The organism is Franconibacter helveticus LMG 23732, assembly GCF_000463115.2.
Classification (GTDB): Bacteria; Pseudomonadota; Gammaproteobacteria; order Enterobacterales; family Enterobacteriaceae; genus Franconibacter; species Franconibacter helveticus.
Window position 1 is genome coordinate 1 of record NZ_AWFX01000008.1, and the last position, 21362, is coordinate 21362.

Below are 21362 nucleotides of genomic sequence, written 5' to 3' on the forward strand. Positions count from 1 at the left end.
CGGTGGAGCTGCATGACAAGGTCATCGGGCATTATCTGAACATAAAACACTATCAGTAAGTTGGAGTCATTACCGCTTTTTATGCTCATCACCTCAAAGAAGACATCCAGCCTGTCAAGACGACTGAAATATCCCCAGAGCACAGTCAGCGCGATCCCTGATATGATGCCAGACGGAGTTAATACCGAAATTAACAGCGTCTTCCATTTCTGATTCATTGTTAACCTTCCCTCTTTATTATGGTGGTTAAGTTAAATTAGCAGCGTTACAGCGTACAGGCACCTACCCGAATCTGACCGTCAACAGCTATTCGTACGGCAATGTCCGAAGAATGGTTTCAGTCTACTCTACTTACTAAAATGTACGTTTGAAAAAGTAGACTTTCTGCGGTACGCTTTACTTGTGCTATCCTCCCGATTTTTCACGTAACGCACCGAGCTTTCCGGACGGTAAAATCATACAATGAACAGACTGACTGACGATAATCCGGATTCGCGCGCTGTAGGTATTACGGCTGGCGAGCTCTGGCCAGCAACAAGTGGCAAAGATCCGCAACTTAATCCAGCGCGGGCTTACTTGCTGTCTCTCAACTCGCTTCGCAGCCGTCAGACTATGGCCTCCTTCCTGGGAATTGTTGCCGGCATGCTTGGCGCCTCAAATGCCGACACCTGCAGCTGGGGTAGCCTGCGTCGCCATCACGTAATGGCTATTACCGAACTGCTGCGCGACACTGGCCGGGCCACGGCCACGGTGAATACATATCTCTCGGCGCTCAAGGGTGTAGCTAAAGAAGCCTGGATGCTTAAGCTTATGGATGTCGACAGCTTCCAGCATATCCGCGCCGTGCGTAACTTGCGCGGTAGTCGGCTGCCGCGCGGTCGCGCGCTGCCTAATAATGAGATTCGTCAGCTTTTTGCCGTCTGTGATGCGGATCGCAGCAGCATTGGTCCACGGGATGCGGCTATGCTGGCTGTCATTCTCGGTTGTGGCCTGCGCCGATCGGAGGCGGTTGGCCTCAATTTAAGCGATGTTATTATTGATGAGCGTGCGCTCAGGGTTTTGGGAAAGGGTAACAAAGAACGCCTGGCCTATATGCCAACAGGCACTTGGCAGCGTCTTCAGTTCTGGATTGATCAGGTTCGTGGTGATGCACCAGGGCCACTTTTTACGCGTATACGTCGCTTCGATACTCTAACAAATGACCGGCTCACTGATCAGGCCGTGTATCATATTCTGCAAGTACGCCAACGCGAGGCCAGCATAGAGAAATGCGCTCCCCACGACCTGCGTCGAACCTTTGCTACTGCTATGCTGAATAACGGAGAAGATTTGATAACAGTAAAGGATGCGATGGGACATGCGAGTATTACTACAACCCAGCAGTATGATCGCCGCGGAGAAAATCGCCTCCGTGCTGCCCGCGATAAACTGAACTTGCCTAGTTAAATTAATATCATAAATATGGCTTTGTTGGAGCTGTTCGATAATGCCCCAGCACATGCTTATCGTATATTCCCAGTAAAGATAGCCTTTACCTGGCTAACATAACATTTTGTATCTCCGCACGGGAAGGGATTCGGACCGGCAAGAAGACTATAAATACTCCTGTATATAAGGCGCTTTCCTTACGAACAGAATAGCCTGATGCATAAAGCGCACAGCCCTACCTTCCATGTGGGCTGTGCGCTGAATCTATGCCAGGTTACTGTTACTCTGAGGGCAAGAGCTCTGTTTTGATCCAGCCAGGTTGACGCTTATCAAAATTTTCATAAGCAGATATCACATCGGATAACGGTTCTACTTGAGTTAATACTTTCGTCGGATCGACAGCTCCCATACGCACTAACTCCAACAAATGCGGGATTATAGTGTGATGATTACAATTACCCATCTTAATAGTCAGGTTCTTATTCATAGCCATACCGATAGGAAATGTATTCGCGGTAGGTGGATAAACACCAATAATGCTCAGTGTACCCGCTTTCTTCAACGCTTTGATTGCCCATTCCAGCGCCTGGCTCGGAGCATCGCCCGGAACCCAATTTCCATCCTGCGCATGCTGATGTTCAAAATTTTCTGGCGCCACTTCCTGAACTTCCTTGCGGTATTGATCCGTTTTTTGTTCTGCTTGTTCTGCAGCTGGACCGTGATGAGCATGCTGGCTATCAACGCCAACAGCATCAATGGCAATATCAACACCAATGTCACCAGTTAATGTTTTGATAGTTTCTACAGGATCCTCTTTCTCAAAATTGACTGTAAAGGCCCCCTGTCGACGAGCCATCGCCAGGCGATCATCATGCGGATCTATAGCTATTACCCGACCGGCCCCCATCATCAGCGCACTTGTAATAGCAAACTGCCCGACAGGACCACAACCGAATACCGCTACCGTGTCACCGCTTTTGATCCCTGCAATTTCTGCACCGAACCAACCAGTGGGAAAAATATCACTAATGAGGATAGCCTGTTCATCACTGACCTCTTCTGGCACTTTCACTAAGGTATTAGAAGCGAAAGGAATACGTGCTTTTTCAGCCTGTAAGCCATTAATCGGCCCGGTAACTTCAGGGCCGCCAAAAAAGGACGTACCCGCTTGCGGGCCATTGGGATTAGCGTTATCACATTGCGCCGTATTACCGTTTCGGCAAGGAGGACAGTATCCACAAGATAAAGTGGAGCAAACAACCACCCTGTCTCCGATATCGAAATTTCGCACCTGACTGCCCAGTTGCTCAATGATACCTACACCCTCGTGACCAAGAATGGTGCCTTCCTTCATGCCGCTAAAGGTGCCACGGATAAAATGTAAATCGGTACCGCAAATAGCCGAGGCTGTAAGACGAATGACCGCATCTGTAGGTTGTTCGATCTGCGGCTCCGCAACTTCATCAAGACGGATATCGCCAATTGCATGCCAGACGAGAGCTTTCATACTGTCTCCTCATTGTTGGTAACCCAAAACGGATTGGGCGGCCTTGGCCGTTATATATGCCTGTTTAACTGTGAGTGAAGGAAGTATAGTTAGCTTTCAAGGGAACTATGGCTGCTAGTTCTATAACGCAGGTAATATTAGAAGAACTTTCGCCTCTATTAATTTATCGTAACTGCATGAATTTTAATTAGTTACATTCGGAATTTCAGAGTGAAATCGCCAGATTTTATCCAGAGATATTACAAGAGAGGGACTTACATCAACTGGTTTAACTGCTAAAAGCCACATTTAAGAAGCAGTAGCATCCTCTTATAGAGAGTAATATCCACTATAGTGAGTGCACATTCACTGGAGCGAGTAACTATCCACTATAGTTAGTACTCTTTCGTATCATTCACTAAAGCGAGTTAATGCATATCCTTTATATCTGCCACAGGATTTACTCACTGCAGTGAATGATACTTTTAGAGCTTCCCTTGCCTGATTTTTTCCAGAAGAGCCAGTTCTTCCTTGGTCAGCATAACCATCTCGCCTTCTTCTTCAGGTACATTCTGAGCAAGAGAATCTATTTCAGTAGGTTCGGATGCAGGCCCCGGAAGACTTTGAGGACGAAGCTTGGGCCGTCTATAGTGGATATGGAAATAAACCACGCGTCCGCGCTTAATCTCAGTGTAGTCAAGATAACCAATCTCTTTCAGCTGCTCCATCGCCTTACGTACAGTAGAGTTTTGAGTTATGGTTCTGGAAGTCAGATTTAGACGAGCCCTTAGACGTGCAAGGGACACTGGAGCCGGATTCGGAGGAAGACTTTCAATAAAAGTATAAAGCGCCTGCGCAGACTCTTTCCTGGAAAGCTCGTTAATGGCCCTGAGTTGCAGTAAAACCTTCTTATCAAACTGGTAAAGTTCAAAGATTTTGGGATCGGCCTGAAGCGTTACTTCATCTTTTTTTGCACTGTACTTAGCAGACTGAACAAGGTGGGTAACGTAATACTCCCCTTCTTTGTTACTAAAGGAGATAGTGTTAGTGGCGATGCGTGTAAGAGAGGCGTCGAGGCGCTTGCGTAGCTTGGCTGATGAACGTGCTGACGGGATACCGCATAGCTTAACAAACTCAATGAAAGGCAGCGTTACGCTGTCACCCAAAACATTATATTTGGCAAAGGCATGGATGATGCCTACCCACGTCTTGAAATCGTTATCCATATCAAGCCGGGCCCCGGTTATCTTGATATTTTCATAACCCTCTGATTTAACCAATGAAAGCTGCTTTAATTCTTCCGTGACATCCATAGAGGACATCTGCCCTTTTCTTCCTCTGGCGGTAGATTTTAAAGTAGGAACAAAAAGTCCCAATCGCATTAACGCGACGGGCTGAACGGTATTGTTTCGATTGGGTACAAGCGTAACGACTTCTCCAGTTTTTCGGTCTAGTTCGCTAAATGCATCACTAATTTTGACAGCATCTTCGTCAGCCACTGAATCCCCCTTCCGTGATCCTTTTACCTGCTCGCTACAGTGGATGTTATCTAGGTTGGAGAGATAACACTCTCTATAGTGGATAGTATCTTCGATAAGGAGAGTATCACTGACCATAGTGGTTATGTCACATAGTTTTCTGTCAAATTCACTCTCCATAGTGGTTGTTTACTCACTACAGTGGTTGCTTACTCACTACATTGGCTGATATCCACTAAAATAAGTAGCTGCTCGATATAGTGGATATTACTCTCCATAGTGGATGTTTTTTCATTATCTATCATCGGGGCTGACCTTTTGAGAAGATTGGCAAAGTCAGGCCCGCGTCCTGGACCCAGCTTTCATGAATGGCTGTGGATTAAGATACTTAGAACGGTAGATATTTTTCGACTATATCTTAAATAACTAACTTAAAAACAAGAAGTTAAATCAATATTTATAAACGGGGATTAAAAACTGACTTTACTCGCTATAGTGGATATACAAATCTGTCTACAGCCGTTGCGTCGCTCTCTATAGTGAATGCCATACTTGCTACAATGGATGTTTTACTCGCTACAGTGGATAAAATCCCACGTAACGTCATGTTTATTAACGTGTAATAGCAAAAGGGATCTATAAGGATCTATTTGGGGATCTCTTTAGGATCGACTGATTAGATCTATCCTGTGGATAAATAAAATCTTTCCTTTAAACAGTGTGCATCCGGACATTATCTCACCCTCAGCTCTATTGCGCTTCCTCAAACTGACAGACTGCGCTAGTCAGTTCTGCGGTGAGCGCCAGATATGATCTCCTTTAATAAAGCTCTTCTAAACATCTGCTCATGTTGATTTGTTGACGAGATTACATTTAAGTTTACCTCTATGCTTTTATGCTGTATTTTCGTTTAAAGCAAAAAATCCTGCATAAAAGGAGTTTTATTGATGGGCAATGAGCAGCAATTGACAAAGGTTGCCGAACGTTCTGAAAGAATGCTTCTTAGCCTTACCGATCAGATTCAGCAGCAAAAAGATGAGCTTCAGGAAAATACCTTTTATCAGGTATACGCTAAAGCCGCTTTAGCTAAGCTCCCCAAGCTCACAAGGGCAAGTGTTGATTACGCAGTAAGTGAAATGGAGGCCAATGGTTACGTTTTTGATAAGCGAGCAGCGGGATCATCAACAAAGTACGCTATGTCGGTCGAAAATATCATTGACCTTTATCACCATAGAGGCGTGCCTAAGTACCGTGACCGGCATAACGAAGCGTTCACCATTTTTGTAGGCAACCTTAAAGGCGGTGTTTCAAAAACCGTTTCGACAGTATCGTTAGCCCATGCTTTGCGAGTTCATCCTCATCTGCTTTATGAGGATTTACGCATCTTAGTTATCGATTTGGACCCTCAATCGTCTGCGACAATGTTTTTGAACCATACCCGTTCTGTAGGCGCTGTTGATGCCACCAGTGCACAAGCAATGCTCCAAAACGTTACCCGTGACGAGCTGCTAAACGAGTTTATTGTTCCCTCTATCGTTCCGGGTGTGGATGTAATCCCTGCTTCTATCGAGGACGCATTTATCGCTTCTCGTTGGGAAGAACTTTGTGCCGAACATCTGCCAAATGTGAGTATCTATTCGGTTCTTCGTAAAAATATCATCGATAAAATCTCCAGGGATTACGATTTCATTTTTGTTGATAGCGGTCCTCACCTGGATGCTTTCCTTATGAATGCAATCGCCGCTTCAGATGTTCTGTTTACTCCTATCCCACCGGCTCAGGTCGATTTCCATTCGACCCTGAAGTATCTCACCAGGCTACCGGAACTTATTTCTCTCATTGAAGAGTCCGGCTGCCAGGTTCGTTTACAAAAAAATATCGGTTTCATGTCCAAGCTCTTGAACAAGGCCGACCATAAGCTTTGCCATAGTCTGGCTAAAGAGATTTTTGGCGGTGATATGCTCGATGTGGCCCTGCCCCGTCTTGATGGTTTTGAGCGATGTGGCGAGTCGTTTGATACTGTTATTTCTGCCAATCCATCGACATATGTTGGAAGTAGCGAAGCGCTAAAAAATGCCCGTGCTGCTGCCGAAGATTTTGCTAAGGCAGTTTTTGATCGCATTGAATTTATTCGTATGAGCTGAGAAAAATATGAACACGAAAAGAGTTACGATTGGCCGTACATTAACGCATTCCCCTCTTAGAGAAGTTCAGAATGAAGGCGTCTTTTCCTCTGTTTTTGTGCTGAACTCGGGCAGAAAAGCTACGTTTCGATTAGAGACTATCCCTTCAGAGGAAGTAGCTGAAAAGACGTTTGTGCGGCAAGAAACAAATGGCCGGGATCAATCAGCTCTTACCCCTGAGTCCTTACGTGATATCACCAGGACGCTCAAATTCCAGCAGTTCTTTCCAGCCATAGGTGTCAAGAATGGCGATAAAATTGAAATCCTGGATGGTTCACGTCGAAGAGCTGCCGCGCTCATTTGTCACACCGGATTAAATGTGCTTGTTACGGATGTTTCTCTTTCAACTGAAGAAGCCAGAAAATTGGCTAAAGATATTCAGACCGCCAAGGAACACAACATTCGTGAAGTGGGCTTGCGTCTGCTGGCCTTAAAAAATTCTGGACTGAACCAAAAGGAGATTGCTGCTCTGGAAGGACTCTCCCAGGCAAAAGTAACACGTGCACTCCAGGCCGCCAGCGTAGCCGGTGATCTGATTTCGCTTTTTCCTGTCCAGTCAGAAATTACTTTTACAGACTACAAGCTCCTGAGCACCATCGAAGAAACGCTTAAAAAAAATGATGTCGAGCTTAAATCGCTGATTGAGAGTGTTTCTTCAGAAGTCGATCTTGTTCTTTCGGACGATGATTTAGCTGAGGATGAAATAAAGAACCGGATCATCAAGATTATCGCTAAAGAGAGCGAGCTTCTTACATCACCAGCATCTAAAGATAAAGCTTCTGTAACCAGTATCTGGAGTTTCTCAGATAAAGATCGGTTTGCTCGAAAACGTTCCAAAGGCCGTCTTTTTAGCTATGAATTTAACCGCCTCCCGAAAGAAGTACAGGATGAGCTCGACAGAGCAATCCAAGATGTTTTGAAGAAGCATTTATCGTAAAAGAAAGCTTACTGGAAATTTTCGTCAATCCAATTTCAATTATAACTTACTGATTTTAAATTGAATTTACTGGCGATTTCACCCTGAAATCGCCAAAGTTAAGTGCCTGAAGTTCCGGTCACAGTCGAGTTGTTTCTTTTGTGTTGGGCATTTTGGTTGGCTAGCTACTTTGCAGTTTGCTAGCGATTATTCGGTGTAAGCAGCATCATAAAAAGAAGTAGATGAAATTTCTCAAATGATCACAGGCCCGATTTAGCCCTGTAATCGTATTCTTCCTAAGGTCGGCTTTGTGCCAAAAGCGGAAGTCTGGTTTATTAGAAAATGCTCATCTAGTGTGAGCCTAAATCGTGGTCGAGGTTTATTGAGGGGGCCGGGTCTCAAGACTCGCCAACCCATCTTTCCTCCTCTCTGTTCAACGATTATCAGAAAACGTTTATGCTTTCAGTTTGGTGGCCATATGTCTGATGATCTTACCCACCAATAGTAGACACAAGTCTAAGTGAGTAAACTCTCAATCAGAGGTAGCTCACACGGCAAAATCAATAGCGCCGGACTATATAGGACAATTTATCTCTTCGGGAGAACACGACGAGGAAATAACCATTCCAACAAAAATTTCTAGCCTGAAGATACAGAACTCGATATTCTGTAATGCTTTGTATTTTTTGTGAACAGGACAAGGTATGCTTAATACGTTACCCGATTTACACAGAAGTTTTGCAGAGCAACTTAAGCATAAAATTCAGTCTGACTCGCGGATTCACTCCCTTCTCGCTGGCGGCTCGATTGTCCATGGCGGATTTGATAAATACTCCGATTTGGATTTTGTCGTTGTAGTAGATCCTCTTTACTATGACGAAATCATGGTACAGCGCATGGTGTTCGCTAGAACAATGGGGCATCTGCTTCATGCTTTCACTGGGGAACATGTCGGAGAGCCTCGCCTGCTTATATGCCTGTATGGCCCTGAGCTTCTCCATGTCGATCTGAAATTTGTCACAATGGAAATGCTCACTCAACGTGTTGAGGAGCCAGCAGTGTTATTTACCCGTGATAACCGTGCCCTGGAGCGACAACTGGCAAAATTTAGTGCTAACTGGCCTAACATGACGCCGGAGTGGTTTGAGTCCCGAGCTTGGATCTGGCTTCATTATGCGGTGGCTAAACTGGGAAGAGGCGAACTCTTTGAAGCGATTGGTATGCTGTCATTCTTCCGGGAGCAAGTGCTTGGACCTATGCTGAACCGTCGTGCAAATCTACCTCAACGTGGGGTTCGCCGCATTGAATTTCACAACATTGATCCTGATGGCCTGCTGACGTCCACGCTGGCAATGCACGATCATGGCTCCGTCAGTATTGCCATCAGAATGGCTGTTGGCGCTTATATCAATCTGCGAGCTGATGCTCTGCCTGAAAATATCGCAGACGATGCGGCACGACAGGCGCTCCTTACAATGCTAAAAGAGTATTCTGACGGAGTTTAAATCCATACTTCCGGTCGCTTACACGGCCGGAGTGTAAAAGGATCACGGAAGATGCAGCCAATAGCCAAATCCCATGACGGATATCTCAATCTGAGTGGTTCCTAGAGGGCTAGTATCCTGACCGTTTGATTCATAACGCCGGGCGAGAATAAGCAGTAAGGCGGCTTAGACGCTAAACGGTGACAAAACGCATTCAGCTATACTTGTTCATATTATTCGTCCAGAGCAGAAACCATTCCACTGCATCAGGCAAGAATGTTTGGTCTGAAGCATGTAAATCAACAATGAGCAGAATGTTACCAAAGGCTTTTGTTTCACGAAGACCAACTGACACAAAACATCAGTAACCATATTCTCGCTCTGCTTTCACTTATACCAGTCTGAACGTCCGCTATCCGTTCAAAGCTGCTTGTTATAAAAATTTAATAAAATCCCCTAAAAAAACAGGCGGCGAACAGATGGGTAAGCGAGTTTTATCTATGAAGGTAGTACGTCTGTAGTATATGCAACAACGGGATCCCTTGCGCTTCCTCGACCGTTCGCGGGCTGCGCCCGGTCACTTGTCTGCGGCGAGCACTGGCGGCTCATTCAAAGACGGTTAAGCCTATCTGACTACCGCAACGGGAATGTCCTTCCAGCGCGTCGTGTAGGCGGGAGAAAGCATTTCGCGTTTCATCTGCCACTCCGGAGCAATACCCCGTCCGGCAAAAAACACTTTCCCAAGCCCGGAGTTGTTAATGCCATCCAGAACATTCATAAGCTGCTCGCTGCCGGGGCGGGGCTGATGTTCGTCGAACAGGTTCAGCTGCGCCACGCCGGTGGGCGTGAATTCATTCAGCATGATGCCGGCCTTTGCATAGCGATGCCCGTCTGTCCAGATACGGTCCAGCGCCTTCACCGCGGCAGTAATAACATCGCGGGTGTCCCGGGTAGGGGTGAGCAGTTTTTCGCTGGCCACGTTGCCGTAATACGTCTCACCGGCCGCGAACGGTGACGTTTTCACAAACACGGCGATATGCCGGCAATACTGGCGTTCTTCCCGCAGCTTCTCCGCAGCACGCTCCGCATACTGGCAGATGGCCTGCCGCATGGCTTCATACGTCGTGATACGTTCTCCAAAGCTCCTGCTGCAGACGATTTGCTGCTTCGGTGGCGGGGCTTCTTCCAGGCTGATGCAGCTCTCTCCATTCAGTTCGCGCACGGTGCGCTCGAGTACAACGGTGAAATTTTTGCGGATGAAGGTTGGGTTTGCGCGGGCAAGGTCCAGCGCCGTGGTGATACCGAGCTGGTTCAGCTTCTTTGCAATACGGCGGCCGACGCCCCACAGTTCTTCCACCGGCTGCAGCGACAGCAGCTTTTCCGTTCGCCGGCGGTTACCGGGCGTCAGCGCCAGCACACCGCGGAACTGCGGCCATTCCTTTGAGGCCCACTGGGCTGATTTGGCCAGCGTTTTGGTCGGCCCCATGCCGACCCCGATAGTGAGCCCTGTGCAGGTCAGCACGTAGCTGCGCAGCTGGCGCCCGAAATCCTCAAATTCCAGGCAGCGGTCGATACCGCGGATATCCAGGAACATCTCATCGATTGAATACTGTTCCACCTGCGGCGCCAGCTCTTCCAGGCAGGACATCACGCGGTTGCTCATTGAAGCGTACAGCTCATAATTACTGGAGAACGCCACCACCGGCTCCGTAAACCGGGCTGCCTTCAGCTGAAACCAGGGGGTTCCCATTTTGATACCCAGAAGCTTTGCTTCTTTTGAGCGTGCAATCACGCAGCCGTCATTATTGCTGAGCACCACCACCGGCCTGCTGCGCAGATCCGGCCGGAAAACCTTTTCACAGCTGGCATAGAACGAGTTCACATCTGCCAGGGCGAACATTATCCGTTCTCCCGGGTGCGGTGAACAAAGTGAGTCACCACACCAAAAATCTGCAGCTGCTCAGGGTCGGGATATAACGTTCCATAGTCGGGGTTCATCGCCTGCAACGCCGGCCGCGGCCGAAGCAGCAGGCGCTTAACGGTGAATTCGCCGTTTATCTCCGCAATGACAATATCCCCGTGCTGCGGTTTCTCGGCCTTGTCCACCACAAGGAGATCGCCGCTGTGTAAGCCAATATCACGCATACTGTTGCCAATAGCGCGTACAAAAAACGTCGAGCTCCGGCGACGAATGCAGTATTCGTTTAAGTCCAGTTCGGCTTCAACATAATCCTGGGCCGGTGAGGGAAAGCCACACGAGGCCCGTTCAGTGAAAAGGGGAATTGCCACAACCTGGCAGTTCTCCGGAGGCGTCCAGATTTCCAGAATCATCACTGCTTGCTCTTATAATTACTGTATGTATTTACAGTATAAGCGTACTTTTTTGGATTTGTGAAGCCGGGAAAAGCTGCTCAATATGAGAATTAATGACTTCTCCGTTAAGTACGCTCGATTATTTGAGTATCACAATATTCTCAATTTGAGTATTTATAGTTTCTTTTAATGCGCGCCATGCTATTATGTTTCTCACATTGAGAAACTATAAAGGTGCATTCTGATGAATATTTATTGCGATGATGGTTCCACTAATGTCAAACTGGCCTGGTTTATAAATGGTGAATTACAGACCAGTATTTCAGCAAATTCTTTCCGGCATGGCTGGAAAGTGGCCGATCTGGTTGGCAACGCCTTCAACTATCAGGTGGGGCCGCTGCGCTATTCCTGGGACAGCGTGAGCCGTGATGCCGTACCGACCACCAATGTGGAATACCAGTACGGGGATCTGAATCTGCTGGCCGTCCATCATGCACTGCTCAAAAGTGGCCTGCCGCCACAACCGGTCAGCATCACCGTGACCCTGCCGCTGAGTGAGTATTACGACCAGGACTGCCAGAAAAACGAGCAGAATATTCAGCGCAAGCGGGACAACCTGATGCGTGAACTGAGGGTTAACAAGCGCGAGGGCTTTACCATCACGGATGTGACGGTAATGCCTGAATCGCTGCCGGCCGCGTTCAGCCGCCTCGCGCAGCTCAGCCCGGGCCCGGCCGAGACAACCCTGATTATCGATCTGGGCGGAACGACGCTGGATGCAGGCGTGATTGTGGGCCAGTTTGACGATATCAGCGCCGTCCACGGTAATCCGGGGGTTGGCGTTTCCGGTGTGACCCGGGCCGCGCTGGCTGCACTGCGCAGCGCAGAAACGGAGACGAGTTCGCTGATTGCAGATGAAGTGATCCGCCGACGAAAAGATCGTGCATTTCTGAACAGTATCATTAATGATGCCGCCAGAATCGACTATGTTGTTGAGAAGATTGAAGAAGCAATCAGCACTCTGGGCGCGCTGGTTACCAACGAACTGGCACGCTACCGTAACGTGAACCGCGTTCTGCTCGTTGGCGGTGGCGCGCCGCTGATTGAACATGCTGTCCGCCAGGCGTGGCCGCTGGCTCCTGACCGTATTGAAATCATCAGTGAGCCGCAGCTGGCGCTTGCCCGGGAAATAGCGCTGTACAGACAAGAGGACTGACCGTGCCTGCTGGCAAATACACTTTCTACCTGCATTCTGACGACCGCACCGACATGCTGACGGCCGCGACGATAGAAACCGTCTCCCAGCCCCTGCGGGGAGACTTTCTCCGCACGGTGGCAGCTGCCGGCGGCGCGCTGTACCGGATAGATGCCCGTCTGCCCGGGCTGCTCACCGAGCTGTTTGACGGACAACTCAGGGCAGGGCAGCTTACCGGCATACTGGCCGTCGTCTCCGGGCGCTACGCGTCTCAGGCAGCGGTGCCGGATGAGGCGCTGGAAAGTGTCACGCCTGTGTCCGGTGGCGACGAGAAAATGGATCGCCGCCGTTTCACCCTGGTCCTGCCGGATGAGGGTGTCACCGGTCAGACGCTGAGCCAGCTGGAGTCGGTTTCAGCACGCCTTCGGGGACAGCTGCTGCGCAGCCTGATCGTCGCCGGCTGTGCGCTGCATACGCTTGACCCGCGTTTCCCCCGTCTGCTGGCGAGCCTGCCGGTACCGCCGGCGACCGCGGAAGAACTGACCGCCCTGGCAGGCCAGCTCACGGGCGCTGCGGACACGCCTGCTGCGGCTGTCAGGGAGCCAGTCGTGCCGGCCACCCGTCAGGCCGCCGGGGAAGCCACGGAAGTACCGACCAGGCGGATAGTCGATAACATGCGGAAAATATTCTGAGGAAGCAGAGATGGCAACCATGAAAGTCAGACTCGAAAGCCTGGTCAGCGGGCTGCTCAGAAAACGTGGCGTCCCGGAGCAGCAACTGCATGAGCGGTGCAAAAAAATCGGGCAGAGAATGCTGCTGGGCAGCGTCCTGCTTATCGTTCCGCTTATCATCTGGGATATGCCGGCTGTAGCGAAAATTCTCCTGCAGCTGGGCTATGCCGCCATGATGTGCGCCGGTATCCTTCTGGCCTTCGATGAAGAAAAGAAACCGCGCTGACGCGCAGCTGCCTCATTAAACCCGCCATCCGGCGGGTTTTTTGTTTCTGCCTCTCAGCTCGCTCCGTCAGGGTCAACTGCCGGCACGACAACGCCAGCTTAAGGATACTTACAGAACCAGTTCCCGGAACTCCTTGCCACGGGGGTTATTATACTGGTCCGTCATATGCTGGTAGCGGTGGCCCAGCAGCGTTCTCGTGTCGATCCCCTGGACCCGGTAGAGCCGTTCGGCAAGCGACCGTTGTTCGCGGAACGGTGAAGGCCGGGTACTGTCGGCGCCATACGTGACGGACTCCTGACGACACAGCCGGAACCAGCGTGACAGGGACCATGTGTTTACCGGGCGGCCGTCAGGGCGATGGATTAGCCACGCTGACGCGTCACATACCTCGATGGCCTCCTGCAGGGTGGTGGATATGGCGTTCAGCTTCAGCCGCAGCGGCAGGGCAATCTTTTCACCCGTTTTAAACTGGGTGATGTGCAGACAGCCGCCCCTGATATGGTCACGATGCAGCCTGACCAGGTCGGAGGGGCGCTGCGCAGTAACCAGCGCCAGCAGCATGGCGTTCTGAAAGTACGCCGGCGTCCGGTAACTGGCGCACCGGAAAATGCGCAGCCATTCATCCAGCGTAAGCCTCTCCGTGTTTACCCGTGCCTGTGGATGTCGTGCAGCCAGCGCCGGATTGTAGCCCGGCTGCAGCAGGTCGTGTCGCTGGGCCTCCAGAAACAGGCTGGACAGGTTGATCCGTAGCCGCCTGGCAGCATGAGGCGCGCCTTCATTCACCTTCCGGTTAACCAGCTGCGTGACATCTGAAACTTTCAGGCTGGCCAGCGGCCTGTCCGCCCAGTACATGGCAGCGGCTGCCATCATTCTTCTGTAATCCGTAAAGGTTTTGTGCGTAATTTCTCCCGCTTCCAGGCGCTGGCTGATGATGCCCTGATACTGGCTGAGCCATTCGCTTACCGTGATTTGCGTGTTCATAAAGTTATCCTTTTATCGGTTTGCCGCTGCCTGTCCGGCAGTTATGTGGCTTTACCGCAAAGACAGGATTGCAGGCATCTGGCCTGCTGCTCCGCCTTTCACAGGACTTCAGGTTCCGGGGCTCTCCCGCAGCTGGCTGGCGCCAGCGCTTTCACCGCGCCGGCACCGCCGTCGCTTCAGTGACCGGCCCGCCATGCGTGCCGGGGCTGTGTCATGTTCTCCACTTTCTCCCGGGTGATGTCTCCCCGTTCCTTTCACCGCGCAGGACTGTGCCACACGGACGGCTGCCGCAAGGGCCGCTGAAGCTGAACGGCGGCGCCCGGTCCCTGCGGGCTGCGGCCTTGCCGTTCTCCCCTGCGGCTGCCGTTTACCGTGCGGCGTGCCTGCTGATGCGGCGAAGGAACTCAGAGAAACATCACATCACTCACAGAGGAGAAGCAACATGACACAGCAGAACGTCAACACCGCAGCAAAAGAATCTAAAGAATCATCACTCAAAACCAGCCATATTCTGGACCTGTTTTACTACGTCGAGGAGGTCTCTGCCTGCCAGGCGCAGCCGCAAAGTTTCACCCCACCGGCCGGAGCCGGGGAACTGACGGCGTTTGACGAGGAAGGGCCGGATTATTACTCCGTCTGGCTCGCCGACGGGTGGCCGGTCGCCATTGCGGCGCCGATGGACGGCTTTTTCCGCGTACTGACCGGGGAGGCCGCATAATGTCACAGCTCTCCATCTTTGACGCCATGAGCGACGCTGCCGGCATTCAGTCACGTCCGGCCCCTGCGGCAGTAACGCCGCGCATGGTCACGGGGGACGTGGCGCGCCGGCAGTTTGTCAGTGAGTTCCGGCATACCGCGCCTTACCTGCGCCGGTGGGATGTGTTCAGCGACTTCATTACCCTGGCGGCCAGTGAGCTTGATATCACCCGTATCCGCACGCCGGAAAACATCGAGCGCAGCCGCAAAATCTGTGACCGTTACCAGCCTGCTGACCTGCAGAAACTGAAGAATCTGTTCTGCCTGCTGGTCGCTGCGCTGGAAGGCGGGTTTCAGGACTTTCTCGGCTCCGTCTTTATGGAGCTGGAGCTGGGCTCAGGCGACATGGGCCAGTTCTTCACGCCCTACAGTCTTTCCCGCCTGATGACCAGTGTGCTGACCGGCGATATTGAGCAGCAGCTGAAGCGCTGCCCGTGGGTGACCCTGGATGAACCGACCAGTGGGGCAGGGGGTATGGTTATCGCCTTTGCCGAAGCCATGCTTAACGCCGGTTATAACCCGTCAATGCAGCTGCTTGTCACCACAACGGACATCGATCCGGTGGCGGCCGACATGACCTTCATCCAGCTCAGCCTGCTGGGTATCCCGGCCATCGTGCACACCGGCAACACCCTTACCCTGACCGTCAGCCGGACCCGCTGCACGCCGGTGTACTGGATTGAAAACTGGCCGGAGCGTATTCGCTCCCATGAGCGGATTCAGGCCATGCGGCAGTTCCTGGCTGGTATTGCATAACATCTTCAGCAGCGGGGCGGGCCCGCTGCTGCTTTCTCTGGTCGCAGCTAAAGGGAGAGAAAAAACTGACCGGCAGCTATGAGCGAAAAGCGGAAATTGAGTGCCCGAAGATTGATTGCATCCTTCTGATTTACCTGTGCAGGCATACCTAAGCGAATTGTCACAAAATGAGCTACCGCCAGATAAACATATCTGAATTAACGGATATATGATTGACTCACAAATTGCAGACAGTGAGAATGTCTTCAATTCCGGACTCAGGAGTCATCATGCCTCAATTTCAGCCTCTTCAGCTTTTCAAAAATCTCTCTGATGAAACACGACTCAGTCTGGTGCTGCTGTTGCGCGAAAAAGGAGAGCTTTGCGTCTGTGAACTCACGTCAATGCTGAAAGAAAGTCAGCCTAAAACTTCCCGGCATCTGGCGTTACTCAGAGACGCCGGTCTGCTTATCGACAGGCGAGACGGCAAGTGGATTTATTACCGGTTGTCACCACACATGCCCGCCTGGGCTGCTGCGGTAATTGAGCAGGCTTACCTGTGTCAGCGCGATGACATTCTGCAACTCAGCCAGCAGGCTGAAAGGAATAACGCGACCACCAACGGCAAGCCTGTCTGCATTTAAAATTTACCCAAACACATATGATTTTTCATACTTGTTGGCAGGGCTGTCTTTAGTCCCGTTTACAGGCTTTATATCCAAAGGAGAAAGTATGTTTCTGGCAGGCGCTATATTCGTCCTGACACTGGTGCTGGTTATCTGGCAGCCAAAGGGACTCAGTATTGGCTGGAGTGCAGTTATCGGGGCCGCGCTGGCGCTGCTGACCGGCGTGGTGCATATCGGTGATATTCCGGCCGTCTGGCAGATTGTCTGGAACGCCACGGCCACGTTTATCGCGGTTATTATCATCAGCCTGCTGCTTGATGAGTCTGGCTTTTTTGAGTGGGCTGCACTGCACGTTTCCCGCTGGGGAGGCGGTAAAGGCAGGCTGCTGTTCACGTATATTGTTCTGCTGGGTGCGGCAGTGGCGGCCCTGTTTGCCAATGACGGGGCGGCACTTATCCTGACGCCTATTGTCATCGCCATGCTGCTGGCGCTGGGCTTCAGCCCTGGCGCCACGCTGGCGTTTGTGATGGCGGCAGGCTTTATCGCGGACACATCCAGCCTGCCGCTCATCGTATCGAACCTAGTAAACATCGTGACGGCGGACTTTTTTAAGCTGGGGTTCAGCGAATATGCGTCTGTCATGGTGCCGGTAAATATCGCGTCCGTGGCGGCCACGCTGGTTATGCTTCACCTCTTTTTCCGTAAAGACCTCCCGGTCACTTATGACCTGGCGAAACTGAAGGTGCCACGGGAAGCCATTCGTGACATGCGAACCTTTAAAGCCGGATGGCTGGTCCTGCTCCTGCTGCTGGCCGGCTTTTTTGCCCTGGAGCCGCTCGGCGTTCCGGTCAGTCTGGTGGCAGCGGCGGCGGCATTTATTCTGTGGCTTGTTGCCCGGAAAGGGCACGTAATTGACACCCGTAAAGTGCTGAAAGGCGCGCCCTGGCAGATCGTCATCTTCTCGCTGGGTATGTATCTCGTGGTGTATGGCCTGCGCAACGCCGGACTGACGGATTACCTCTCAGCCATCCTGAACCGGTTTGCAGAGCACGGCGTCTGGGGTGCCACGCTCGGTACCGGTTTTCTGACGGCCTTTCTGTCATCGGTGATGAACAACATGCCTACCGTCCTGGTCGGCGCCCTGTCCATTGATGGCAGCACGGCTCAGGGCGCGGTGAAGGAGGCGATGATTTACGCCAACATCATCGGCTGCGATCTCGGCCCGAAAATCACACCCATCGGCAGCCTGGCGACCCTGCTGTGGCTGCACGTGCTGGCGCAGAAAAACATCACCGTCAGCTGGGGCTACTACTTCCGCGTGGGCATTGTGATGACCCTGCCGGTGCTTTTTGTGACGCTGGCCGCGCTGGCCCTGCGCCTGTCTGTTTAACCTTAACCCCGGGGCTGCGTCTGCGCAGCTCCGTAACGGAGTACCGTTTATGACTGATATCACTATTTACCACAACCCGGCCTGCGGGACGTCGCGTAACACCCTGGCGCTTATCCGCAACAGTGGCGTGGAGCCAACAGTGATTTTGTATCTGGAGACGCCACCATCCCGCGACGAGCTGAAAAAGCTGATAGCAGATATGGGTATCAGCGCACGCGCCCTGCTGCGCAAAAATACAGAGCCGTATGAGCATCTGGGGCTGGCAGAAGACCGGTTCAGCGATGATGAACTGCTGAATGCGATGCTGGCTCACCCCATCCTCATCAACCGCCCGGTGGTTGTGACACCGCTCGGCACAAGGCTCTGTCGTCCGTCTGAAGCGGTTCTGGACATTCTGCCTGACCCGCAGCAGGGAGCATTTACGAAAGAGGACGGCGAAAAAGTCATTGATGAACACGGAAACCGGATCAGCCTCTGATTTTTTCAGGGTGCTGCCGGCAGGAAGGGCGACGCAAAAACAGAAGCCGGCAGATGCCGGCTTTTTTCATATAATGCGCTGATTAACCCGCTCAGACAGCTGCGCGGCACTTTCCTTCCTTTCGCTGTAGCGATCGGTCAGGTAGTCACTGCGCCCGCGCGTCAGCAGAGTGAACTTCATCAACTCCTCCATTACGTCCACGATGCGGTCGTAGTAAGGCGAAGGTTTCATGCGACCATCTTCATCAAATTCGGCCCAGGCTTTTGCCACGGATGACTGATTCGGGATAGTGATCATACGCATCCAGCGCCCCAGAATGCGCATCTGGTTAACGGCGTTGAAAGACTGCGAGCCGCCGCTGACCTGCATGACGGCCAGGGTTTTGCCCTGCGACGGGCGAACCGCCCCTGACGTCAGCGGTATCCAGTCAATCTGCGCCTTCATGATGCCGGTCATGGCGCCGTGACGCTCCGGCGAGCACCAGACCATGCCTTCCGACCAGAGAACCAGCTCGCGCAGCTCCTCAACTTTCGGGTGCGTCTCCGGGGCATCGTCGGGCAGCGGCAGGCCGGACGGGTTAAAAATTTTCACTTCGGCGCCCATTGCCGTCAGCAGCCGGGCCGCCTCTTCCGTAGTGAGACGGCTGTATGAACGTTCCCGCAGCGAGCCGTAGAGCATCAGGATGCGGGGCGGGTGCGCCACTTCTGCAGCCCTCAGCTTATCTTCAGTCAACGGCACGTCCAGGAGTGAAGTATCGATATTTTTCAGGGTATCGTTCATGTTGTTCACAATGAGGTCTCTTCATGAGTCGTCACGGTTGACAGGTTGCAGCTGCCACCTGCACAGCATTCTTCTGTCAGAAAGGCCATCAGCTGTTCAAGCTGCGCATAGCAGGGTCTACAGAACAGGGTACGGCTCTGCCGCTCCTGGCTGACCAGCCCGGCGGACATCAGCGCGGAAATATGATGGCTGAGCGTGGAGGGCGGAATGCCGAGGCGCTTCTGCAGAACACCGACCGGCAGGCCGTCATGACCCGCTCTCACCAGTTCCCGGTACACGCTGAGACGGGTCGGGTGCCCCAGCTCCCGAAGCGCATTTGCTGCTGTATTTAAATCCATGCGGCCTCCTTAAACTATATTTCCAGAATAATGGAAATATAATTAGCGTCAAATATTTTTCCCCGGAATGGATGGCTCGCTCTTATCCCGGTTCTGTCCAGCAGGGGAAGGGTGGCGACGCCAGATCACTATGGAAATCGCCGTGATGAACAGGGTAAGGATGGCAGATAAAAGCAGCGTGCCGGGTATGCCGTATCGCTCCAGCAGTATGGCGTATGCTGACGGAGCGAGCGCCGCGAGCAAAAAAGCTGGTGACAGCAGTAGGCCTGTTTTACGGGCATACTGCTGCGGATGAAACAGCACAAGAGGTAGTACGGCCTTAACTACCGTACTCAGTCCGTTCACAGCTCCGTAACTAAGAATAAAGATGGCTGTAGCCACAGGGGTAACATGACCCGCAAGGCCGGCCAGAAAGCAAAATGGCAGCAGAATGCCGGTAACCAGGCTCAGACGGATCGCAGAGGTACGTGTGCCAGAAGCCACGTCCAGCAGTCTGGCGCCCACCTGTCCCACTCCCCACAACATACCCGCCACGGCGGGCATACCATAAGCGGCCAGTATCTGAGGAAAATGAGTGGACACGCCGGTGGAAACAAAGCTTATCAGCGCTATTAGCGTGGCGTACCACAGGCCGCTGATGAATGCTTTTCGGTCTTCTGCTGTTCCGATCGCCGGAGGAGCGGGCTGCCCGGCAACGGGAGATTGACTCCGATGCCCTGCCGGAACGGTGGACAGAAAAAGCAGGCTGACAATGCCCGCACAGCCGTAAACGATAATGGCATGCCGCCAGTCGGTAATGTGCAGTAGCGCAGCGCCAGCAGGCCAGAACGCGGCTGAAGCGAGGCCACCCAGCAGTGTGACCAGGGAGACTGCCCGGCGGGCCCCTGCGCCTGCTGTTTCTACAAGCAGAGCAAACGCGGCATCATACAGAGCAAGTCGCATGCCGGCTCCCGTCAGGAGCCAGACGGCAACCCACGATGCTGTTGAATGGGTAAAAGCCATCAGAAAACAACCGAGGACTATGACGAAGGTTCCCGCCATCATCATCGTACGTCCGCCGGTACGGGCCATAAGGGGGCCGGTAAGCGGCGAAAAAAGCCCCATAACAAGCATGGCAATAGTCAGCCCGGAGAATGTCACAACCGGCGACCAGCCTGTCTCCGCCATGATGGCGGTCCCGAAGACGCCCGGCATATAGAATGTGATACCCCAGTTGATAAGCTGCGTCATGCCAATGCAGAAAATGGTGCGGCCTGTCAGATGCCCGTCAGTCAACCTGTGCTTTCCGGAAGTGTGGCGTCGCCCTGTCCGAGCGTACGCTGCAGGATGACCGTATCCAGCCAGCGACCGTGCTTGAAGCCCACGGATCTGAGCGTTCCTGTAATGCTGAAGCCTGTCGTGCGGTGCAGGGCAAGAGAGGCAATATTTTCGCTGTTTCCAACTACGGCCACGAGCTGGCGAAAGCTACGGGCCTCTGCCCATGCGACCGCGCTCGATAACAGCTTTTTTCCGATCCCCTGGCCCTGAAAGTTGGGGGCAATATATACAGAGTCCTCCAGGGTGAATCTGTAGGCACACCGTTCCCGGTAGAGTGACAGGTAGCAGTATCCGCGGACATTGCCGTCCTCAACCGCCACAAACCAGGGCAGCCCTGCTGCACGCACTTTTTTCAGGCGGGCTGTCATTTCAGCCGAATCCGGCGGTTCGGTTTCAAATGTGGCGGTGCCATGTAATACGTGATAAGCATAAATCTGCTGGATGGCAGGGATATGTCGTTCATCTGCTTCGGTTATTTCCATCAGTACGGCTCCTTCTGCGGTCAGAAGCAGAGACTAACC

General features: G+C 52.1%; 22 protein-coding genes. 13 read left to right on the forward strand and 9 right to left on the reverse strand.

Translation table 11 applies throughout. The features are described from left to right. Positions 1–2: 2 nt before the first annotated feature. Positions 3–59 carry an IS1 family transposase gene (locus tag DW56_RS23105; protein ID WP_003032489.1) on the forward strand — a complete coding sequence of 19 codons (57 nt, stop codon included), beginning with the start codon at positions 3–5 and terminating at the stop codon, positions 57–59. Between the two features lie 403 nt (positions 60–462). Beyond that, entirely contained in the window at positions 463–1446 is a 984-nt protein-coding gene (locus DW56_RS02925) for a tyrosine-type recombinase/integrase (RefSeq protein ID WP_024554788.1), read from the forward strand. A 262-nt stretch (positions 1447–1708) separates the two neighbouring features. On the opposite strand, the gene DW56_RS02930 is transcribed toward DW56_RS02925, so the two are convergent. Next, a complete protein-coding gene (locus tag DW56_RS02930) occupies positions 1709–2935 on the reverse strand; it encodes a zinc-dependent alcohol dehydrogenase (protein WP_029697553.1) in 1227 nt (408 codons plus the stop codon). A 464-nt stretch (positions 2936–3399) separates the two neighbouring features. Beyond that, a complete protein-coding gene (locus DW56_RS02935) occupies positions 3400–4413 on the reverse strand; it encodes a RepB family plasmid replication initiator protein (protein ID WP_024554787.1) in 1014 nt (337 codons plus the stop codon). 926 nt (positions 4414–5339) lie between these two features. Between DW56_RS02935 and DW56_RS02940 the strand changes: the two genes are divergently transcribed. The 3 genes from DW56_RS02940 to DW56_RS02950 all read left to right on the forward strand — a co-directional run bounded on the left by DW56_RS02940 (position 5340) and on the right by DW56_RS02950 (position 8996). Then, positions 5340–6536, forward strand: a complete 1197-nt coding sequence (locus tag DW56_RS02940) for an AAA family ATPase (protein ID WP_029697552.1) — start codon at positions 5340–5342, stop codon at positions 6534–6536. Positions 6537–6543: 7 nt separating this feature from the next. Beyond that, positions 6544–7512 (forward strand): ParB family protein, encoded by a 969-nt coding sequence (locus DW56_RS02945; protein ID WP_024554785.1) that lies wholly within the window; start codon positions 6544–6546, stop codon positions 7510–7512. A gap of 683 nt (positions 7513–8195) precedes the next feature. Beyond that, complete coding sequence (locus DW56_RS02950; RefSeq protein WP_024554784.1) at positions 8196–8996, forward strand: hypothetical protein; 801 nt, start codon at positions 8196–8198, stop codon at positions 8994–8996. A 604-nt stretch (positions 8997–9600) separates the two neighbouring features. Here the strand turns inward: DW56_RS02950 and DW56_RS02955 are convergent. Continuing rightward, complete coding sequence (locus tag DW56_RS02955) at positions 9601–10875, reverse strand: Y-family DNA polymerase (protein WP_029589723.1); 1275 nt, start codon at positions 10873–10875, stop codon at positions 9601–9603. Further along, the gene (gene umuD / locus DW56_RS02960) at positions 10875–11306 is read right to left on the reverse strand and encodes a translesion error-prone DNA polymerase V autoproteolytic subunit (RefSeq protein WP_051179263.1); all 432 of its coding nucleotides are present in this window, start codon (positions 11304–11306) and stop codon (positions 10875–10877) included. The genes DW56_RS02955 and umuD overlap by 1 nt, the downstream gene beginning before the upstream one ends. Before the next feature lie 226 nt (positions 11307–11532). Between umuD and parM the strand changes: the two genes are divergently transcribed. Genes parM through DW56_RS02975 form a run of 3 tightly spaced genes read left to right on the forward strand, consistent with a single transcriptional unit; the run spans position 11533 to position 13440 of the window. Next, positions 11533–12504, forward strand: coding sequence for a plasmid segregation protein ParM domain-containing protein (gene parM, locus DW56_RS02965; RefSeq protein ID WP_029697584.1), 972 nt, complete (start codon positions 11533–11535; stop codon positions 12502–12504). A gap of 2 nt (positions 12505–12506) precedes the next feature. Next, positions 12507–13175 (forward strand): plasmid partitioning/stability family protein, encoded by a 669-nt coding sequence (locus DW56_RS02970; protein WP_024555245.1) that lies wholly within the window; start codon positions 12507–12509, stop codon positions 13173–13175. 10 nt (positions 13176–13185) lie between these two features. Continuing rightward, a complete protein-coding gene (locus tag DW56_RS02975; RefSeq protein WP_024555246.1) occupies positions 13186–13440 on the forward strand; it encodes a hypothetical protein in 255 nt (84 codons plus the stop codon). Positions 13441–13548: 108 nt separating this feature from the next. Here the strand turns inward: DW56_RS02975 and DW56_RS02980 are convergent, their stop codons facing one another. Continuing rightward, positions 13549–14421, reverse strand: coding sequence for a tyrosine-type recombinase/integrase (locus DW56_RS02980; RefSeq protein WP_024555247.1), 873 nt, complete (start codon positions 14419–14421; stop codon positions 13549–13551). Between the two features lie 442 nt (positions 14422–14863). Between DW56_RS02980 and DW56_RS02985 the strand changes: the two genes are divergently transcribed. From DW56_RS02985 to arsC, 5 genes are all read left to right on the forward strand, one after another. Next, entirely contained in the window at positions 14864–15139 is a 276-nt protein-coding gene (locus DW56_RS02985; protein ID WP_024553951.1) for a hypothetical protein, read from the forward strand. Next, the gene (locus DW56_RS02990) at positions 15139–15933 is read left to right on the forward strand and encodes an N-6 DNA methylase (protein ID WP_024562335.1); all 795 of its coding nucleotides are present in this window, start codon (positions 15139–15141) and stop codon (positions 15931–15933) included. The genes DW56_RS02985 and DW56_RS02990 overlap by 1 nt, the downstream gene beginning before the upstream one ends. A 269-nt stretch (positions 15934–16202) precedes the next feature. Then, positions 16203–16556 carry a metalloregulator ArsR/SmtB family transcription factor gene (locus DW56_RS02995; RefSeq protein ID WP_024553949.1) on the forward strand — a complete coding sequence of 118 codons (354 nt, stop codon included), beginning with the start codon at positions 16203–16205 and terminating at the stop codon, positions 16554–16556. 88 nt (positions 16557–16644) lie between these two features. Beyond that, positions 16645–17928: an arsenic transporter gene (locus tag DW56_RS03000; protein WP_024553948.1), complete on the forward strand. Its 1284-nt coding sequence runs from the start codon at positions 16645–16647 to the stop codon at positions 17926–17928. A gap of 49 nt (positions 17929–17977) precedes the next feature. Next, positions 17978–18406 (forward strand): glutaredoxin-dependent arsenate reductase, encoded by a 429-nt coding sequence (gene arsC, locus DW56_RS03005; RefSeq protein WP_024553947.1) that lies wholly within the window; start codon positions 17978–17980, stop codon positions 18404–18406. Positions 18407–18472: 66 nt separating this feature from the next. On the opposite strand, the gene arsH is transcribed toward arsC, so the two are convergent. Genes arsH through DW56_RS03025 form a run of 4 tightly spaced genes read right to left on the reverse strand, consistent with a single transcriptional unit; the run spans position 18473 to position 21323 of the window. Further along, positions 18473–19186, reverse strand: coding sequence for an arsenical resistance protein ArsH (gene arsH / locus DW56_RS03010; protein WP_024553946.1), 714 nt, complete (start codon positions 19184–19186; stop codon positions 18473–18475). 5 nt (positions 19187–19191) lie between these two features. Further along, on the reverse strand, positions 19192–19524 hold the full coding sequence (locus tag DW56_RS03015; RefSeq protein WP_024553945.1) for an ArsR/SmtB family transcription factor: 333 nt from the start codon (positions 19522–19524) through the stop codon (positions 19192–19194). 48 nt (positions 19525–19572) lie between these two features. Beyond that, the gene (locus DW56_RS03020) at positions 19573–20799 is read right to left on the reverse strand and encodes an MFS transporter (protein WP_024553944.1); all 1227 of its coding nucleotides are present in this window, start codon (positions 20797–20799) and stop codon (positions 19573–19575) included. Then, entirely contained in the window at positions 20796–21323 is a 528-nt protein-coding gene (locus DW56_RS03025) for a GNAT family N-acetyltransferase (RefSeq protein ID WP_024553943.1), read from the reverse strand. The genes DW56_RS03020 and DW56_RS03025 overlap by 4 nt, the downstream gene beginning before the upstream one ends. Positions 21324–21362: the final 39 nt, after the last annotated feature.

Excerpts from the sequence above, each read along its gene's own strand:
- DW56_RS02925 (WP_024554788.1), top strand. The coding sequence starts at position 463 with ATGAACAGACTGACTGACGATAATCCGGATTCGCGCGCTGTAGGTATT.
- DW56_RS02930 (WP_029697553.1), bottom strand. The coding sequence starts at position 2,935 with ATGAAAGCTCTCGTCTGGCATGCAATTGGCGATATCCGTCTTGATGAA.
- DW56_RS02940 (WP_029697552.1), top strand. The coding sequence starts at position 5,340 with ATGGGCAATGAGCAGCAATTGACAAAGGTTGCCGAACGTTCTGAAAGA.
- DW56_RS02945 (WP_024554785.1), top strand. The coding sequence starts at position 6,544 with ATGAACACGAAAAGAGTTACGATTGGCCGTACATTAACGCATTCCCCT.
- DW56_RS02950 (WP_024554784.1), top strand. The coding sequence starts at position 8,196 with ATGCTTAATACGTTACCCGATTTACACAGAAGTTTTGCAGAGCAACTT.
- DW56_RS02955 (WP_029589723.1), bottom strand. The coding sequence starts at position 10,875 with ATGTTCGCCCTGGCAGATGTGAACTCGTTCTATGCCAGCTGTGAAAAG.
- umuD (WP_051179263.1), bottom strand. The coding sequence starts at position 11,306 with ATGATTCTGGAAATCTGGACGCCTCCGGAGAACTGCCAGGTTGTGGCA.
- parM (WP_029697584.1), top strand. The coding sequence starts at position 11,533 with ATGAATATTTATTGCGATGATGGTTCCACTAATGTCAAACTGGCCTGG.
- DW56_RS02975 (WP_024555246.1), top strand. The coding sequence starts at position 13,186 with ATGGCAACCATGAAAGTCAGACTCGAAAGCCTGGTCAGCGGGCTGCTC.
- DW56_RS02980 (WP_024555247.1), bottom strand. The coding sequence starts at position 14,421 with ATGAACACGCAAATCACGGTAAGCGAATGGCTCAGCCAGTATCAGGGC.
- DW56_RS02985 (WP_024553951.1), top strand. The coding sequence starts at position 14,864 with ATGACACAGCAGAACGTCAACACCGCAGCAAAAGAATCTAAAGAATCA.
- DW56_RS02990 (WP_024562335.1), top strand. The coding sequence starts at position 15,139 with ATGTCACAGCTCTCCATCTTTGACGCCATGAGCGACGCTGCCGGCATT.
- DW56_RS02995 (WP_024553949.1), top strand. The coding sequence starts at position 16,203 with ATGCCTCAATTTCAGCCTCTTCAGCTTTTCAAAAATCTCTCTGATGAA.
- DW56_RS03000 (WP_024553948.1), top strand. The coding sequence starts at position 16,645 with ATGTTTCTGGCAGGCGCTATATTCGTCCTGACACTGGTGCTGGTTATC.
- arsC (WP_024553947.1), top strand. The coding sequence starts at position 17,978 with ATGACTGATATCACTATTTACCACAACCCGGCCTGCGGGACGTCGCGT.
- arsH (WP_024553946.1), bottom strand. The coding sequence starts at position 19,186 with ATGAACGATACCCTGAAAAATATCGATACTTCACTCCTGGACGTGCCG.
- DW56_RS03015 (WP_024553945.1), bottom strand. The coding sequence starts at position 19,524 with ATGGATTTAAATACAGCAGCAAATGCGCTTCGGGAGCTGGGGCACCCG.
- DW56_RS03025 (WP_024553943.1), bottom strand. The coding sequence starts at position 21,323 with ATGGAAATAACCGAAGCAGATGAACGACATATCCCTGCCATCCAGCAG.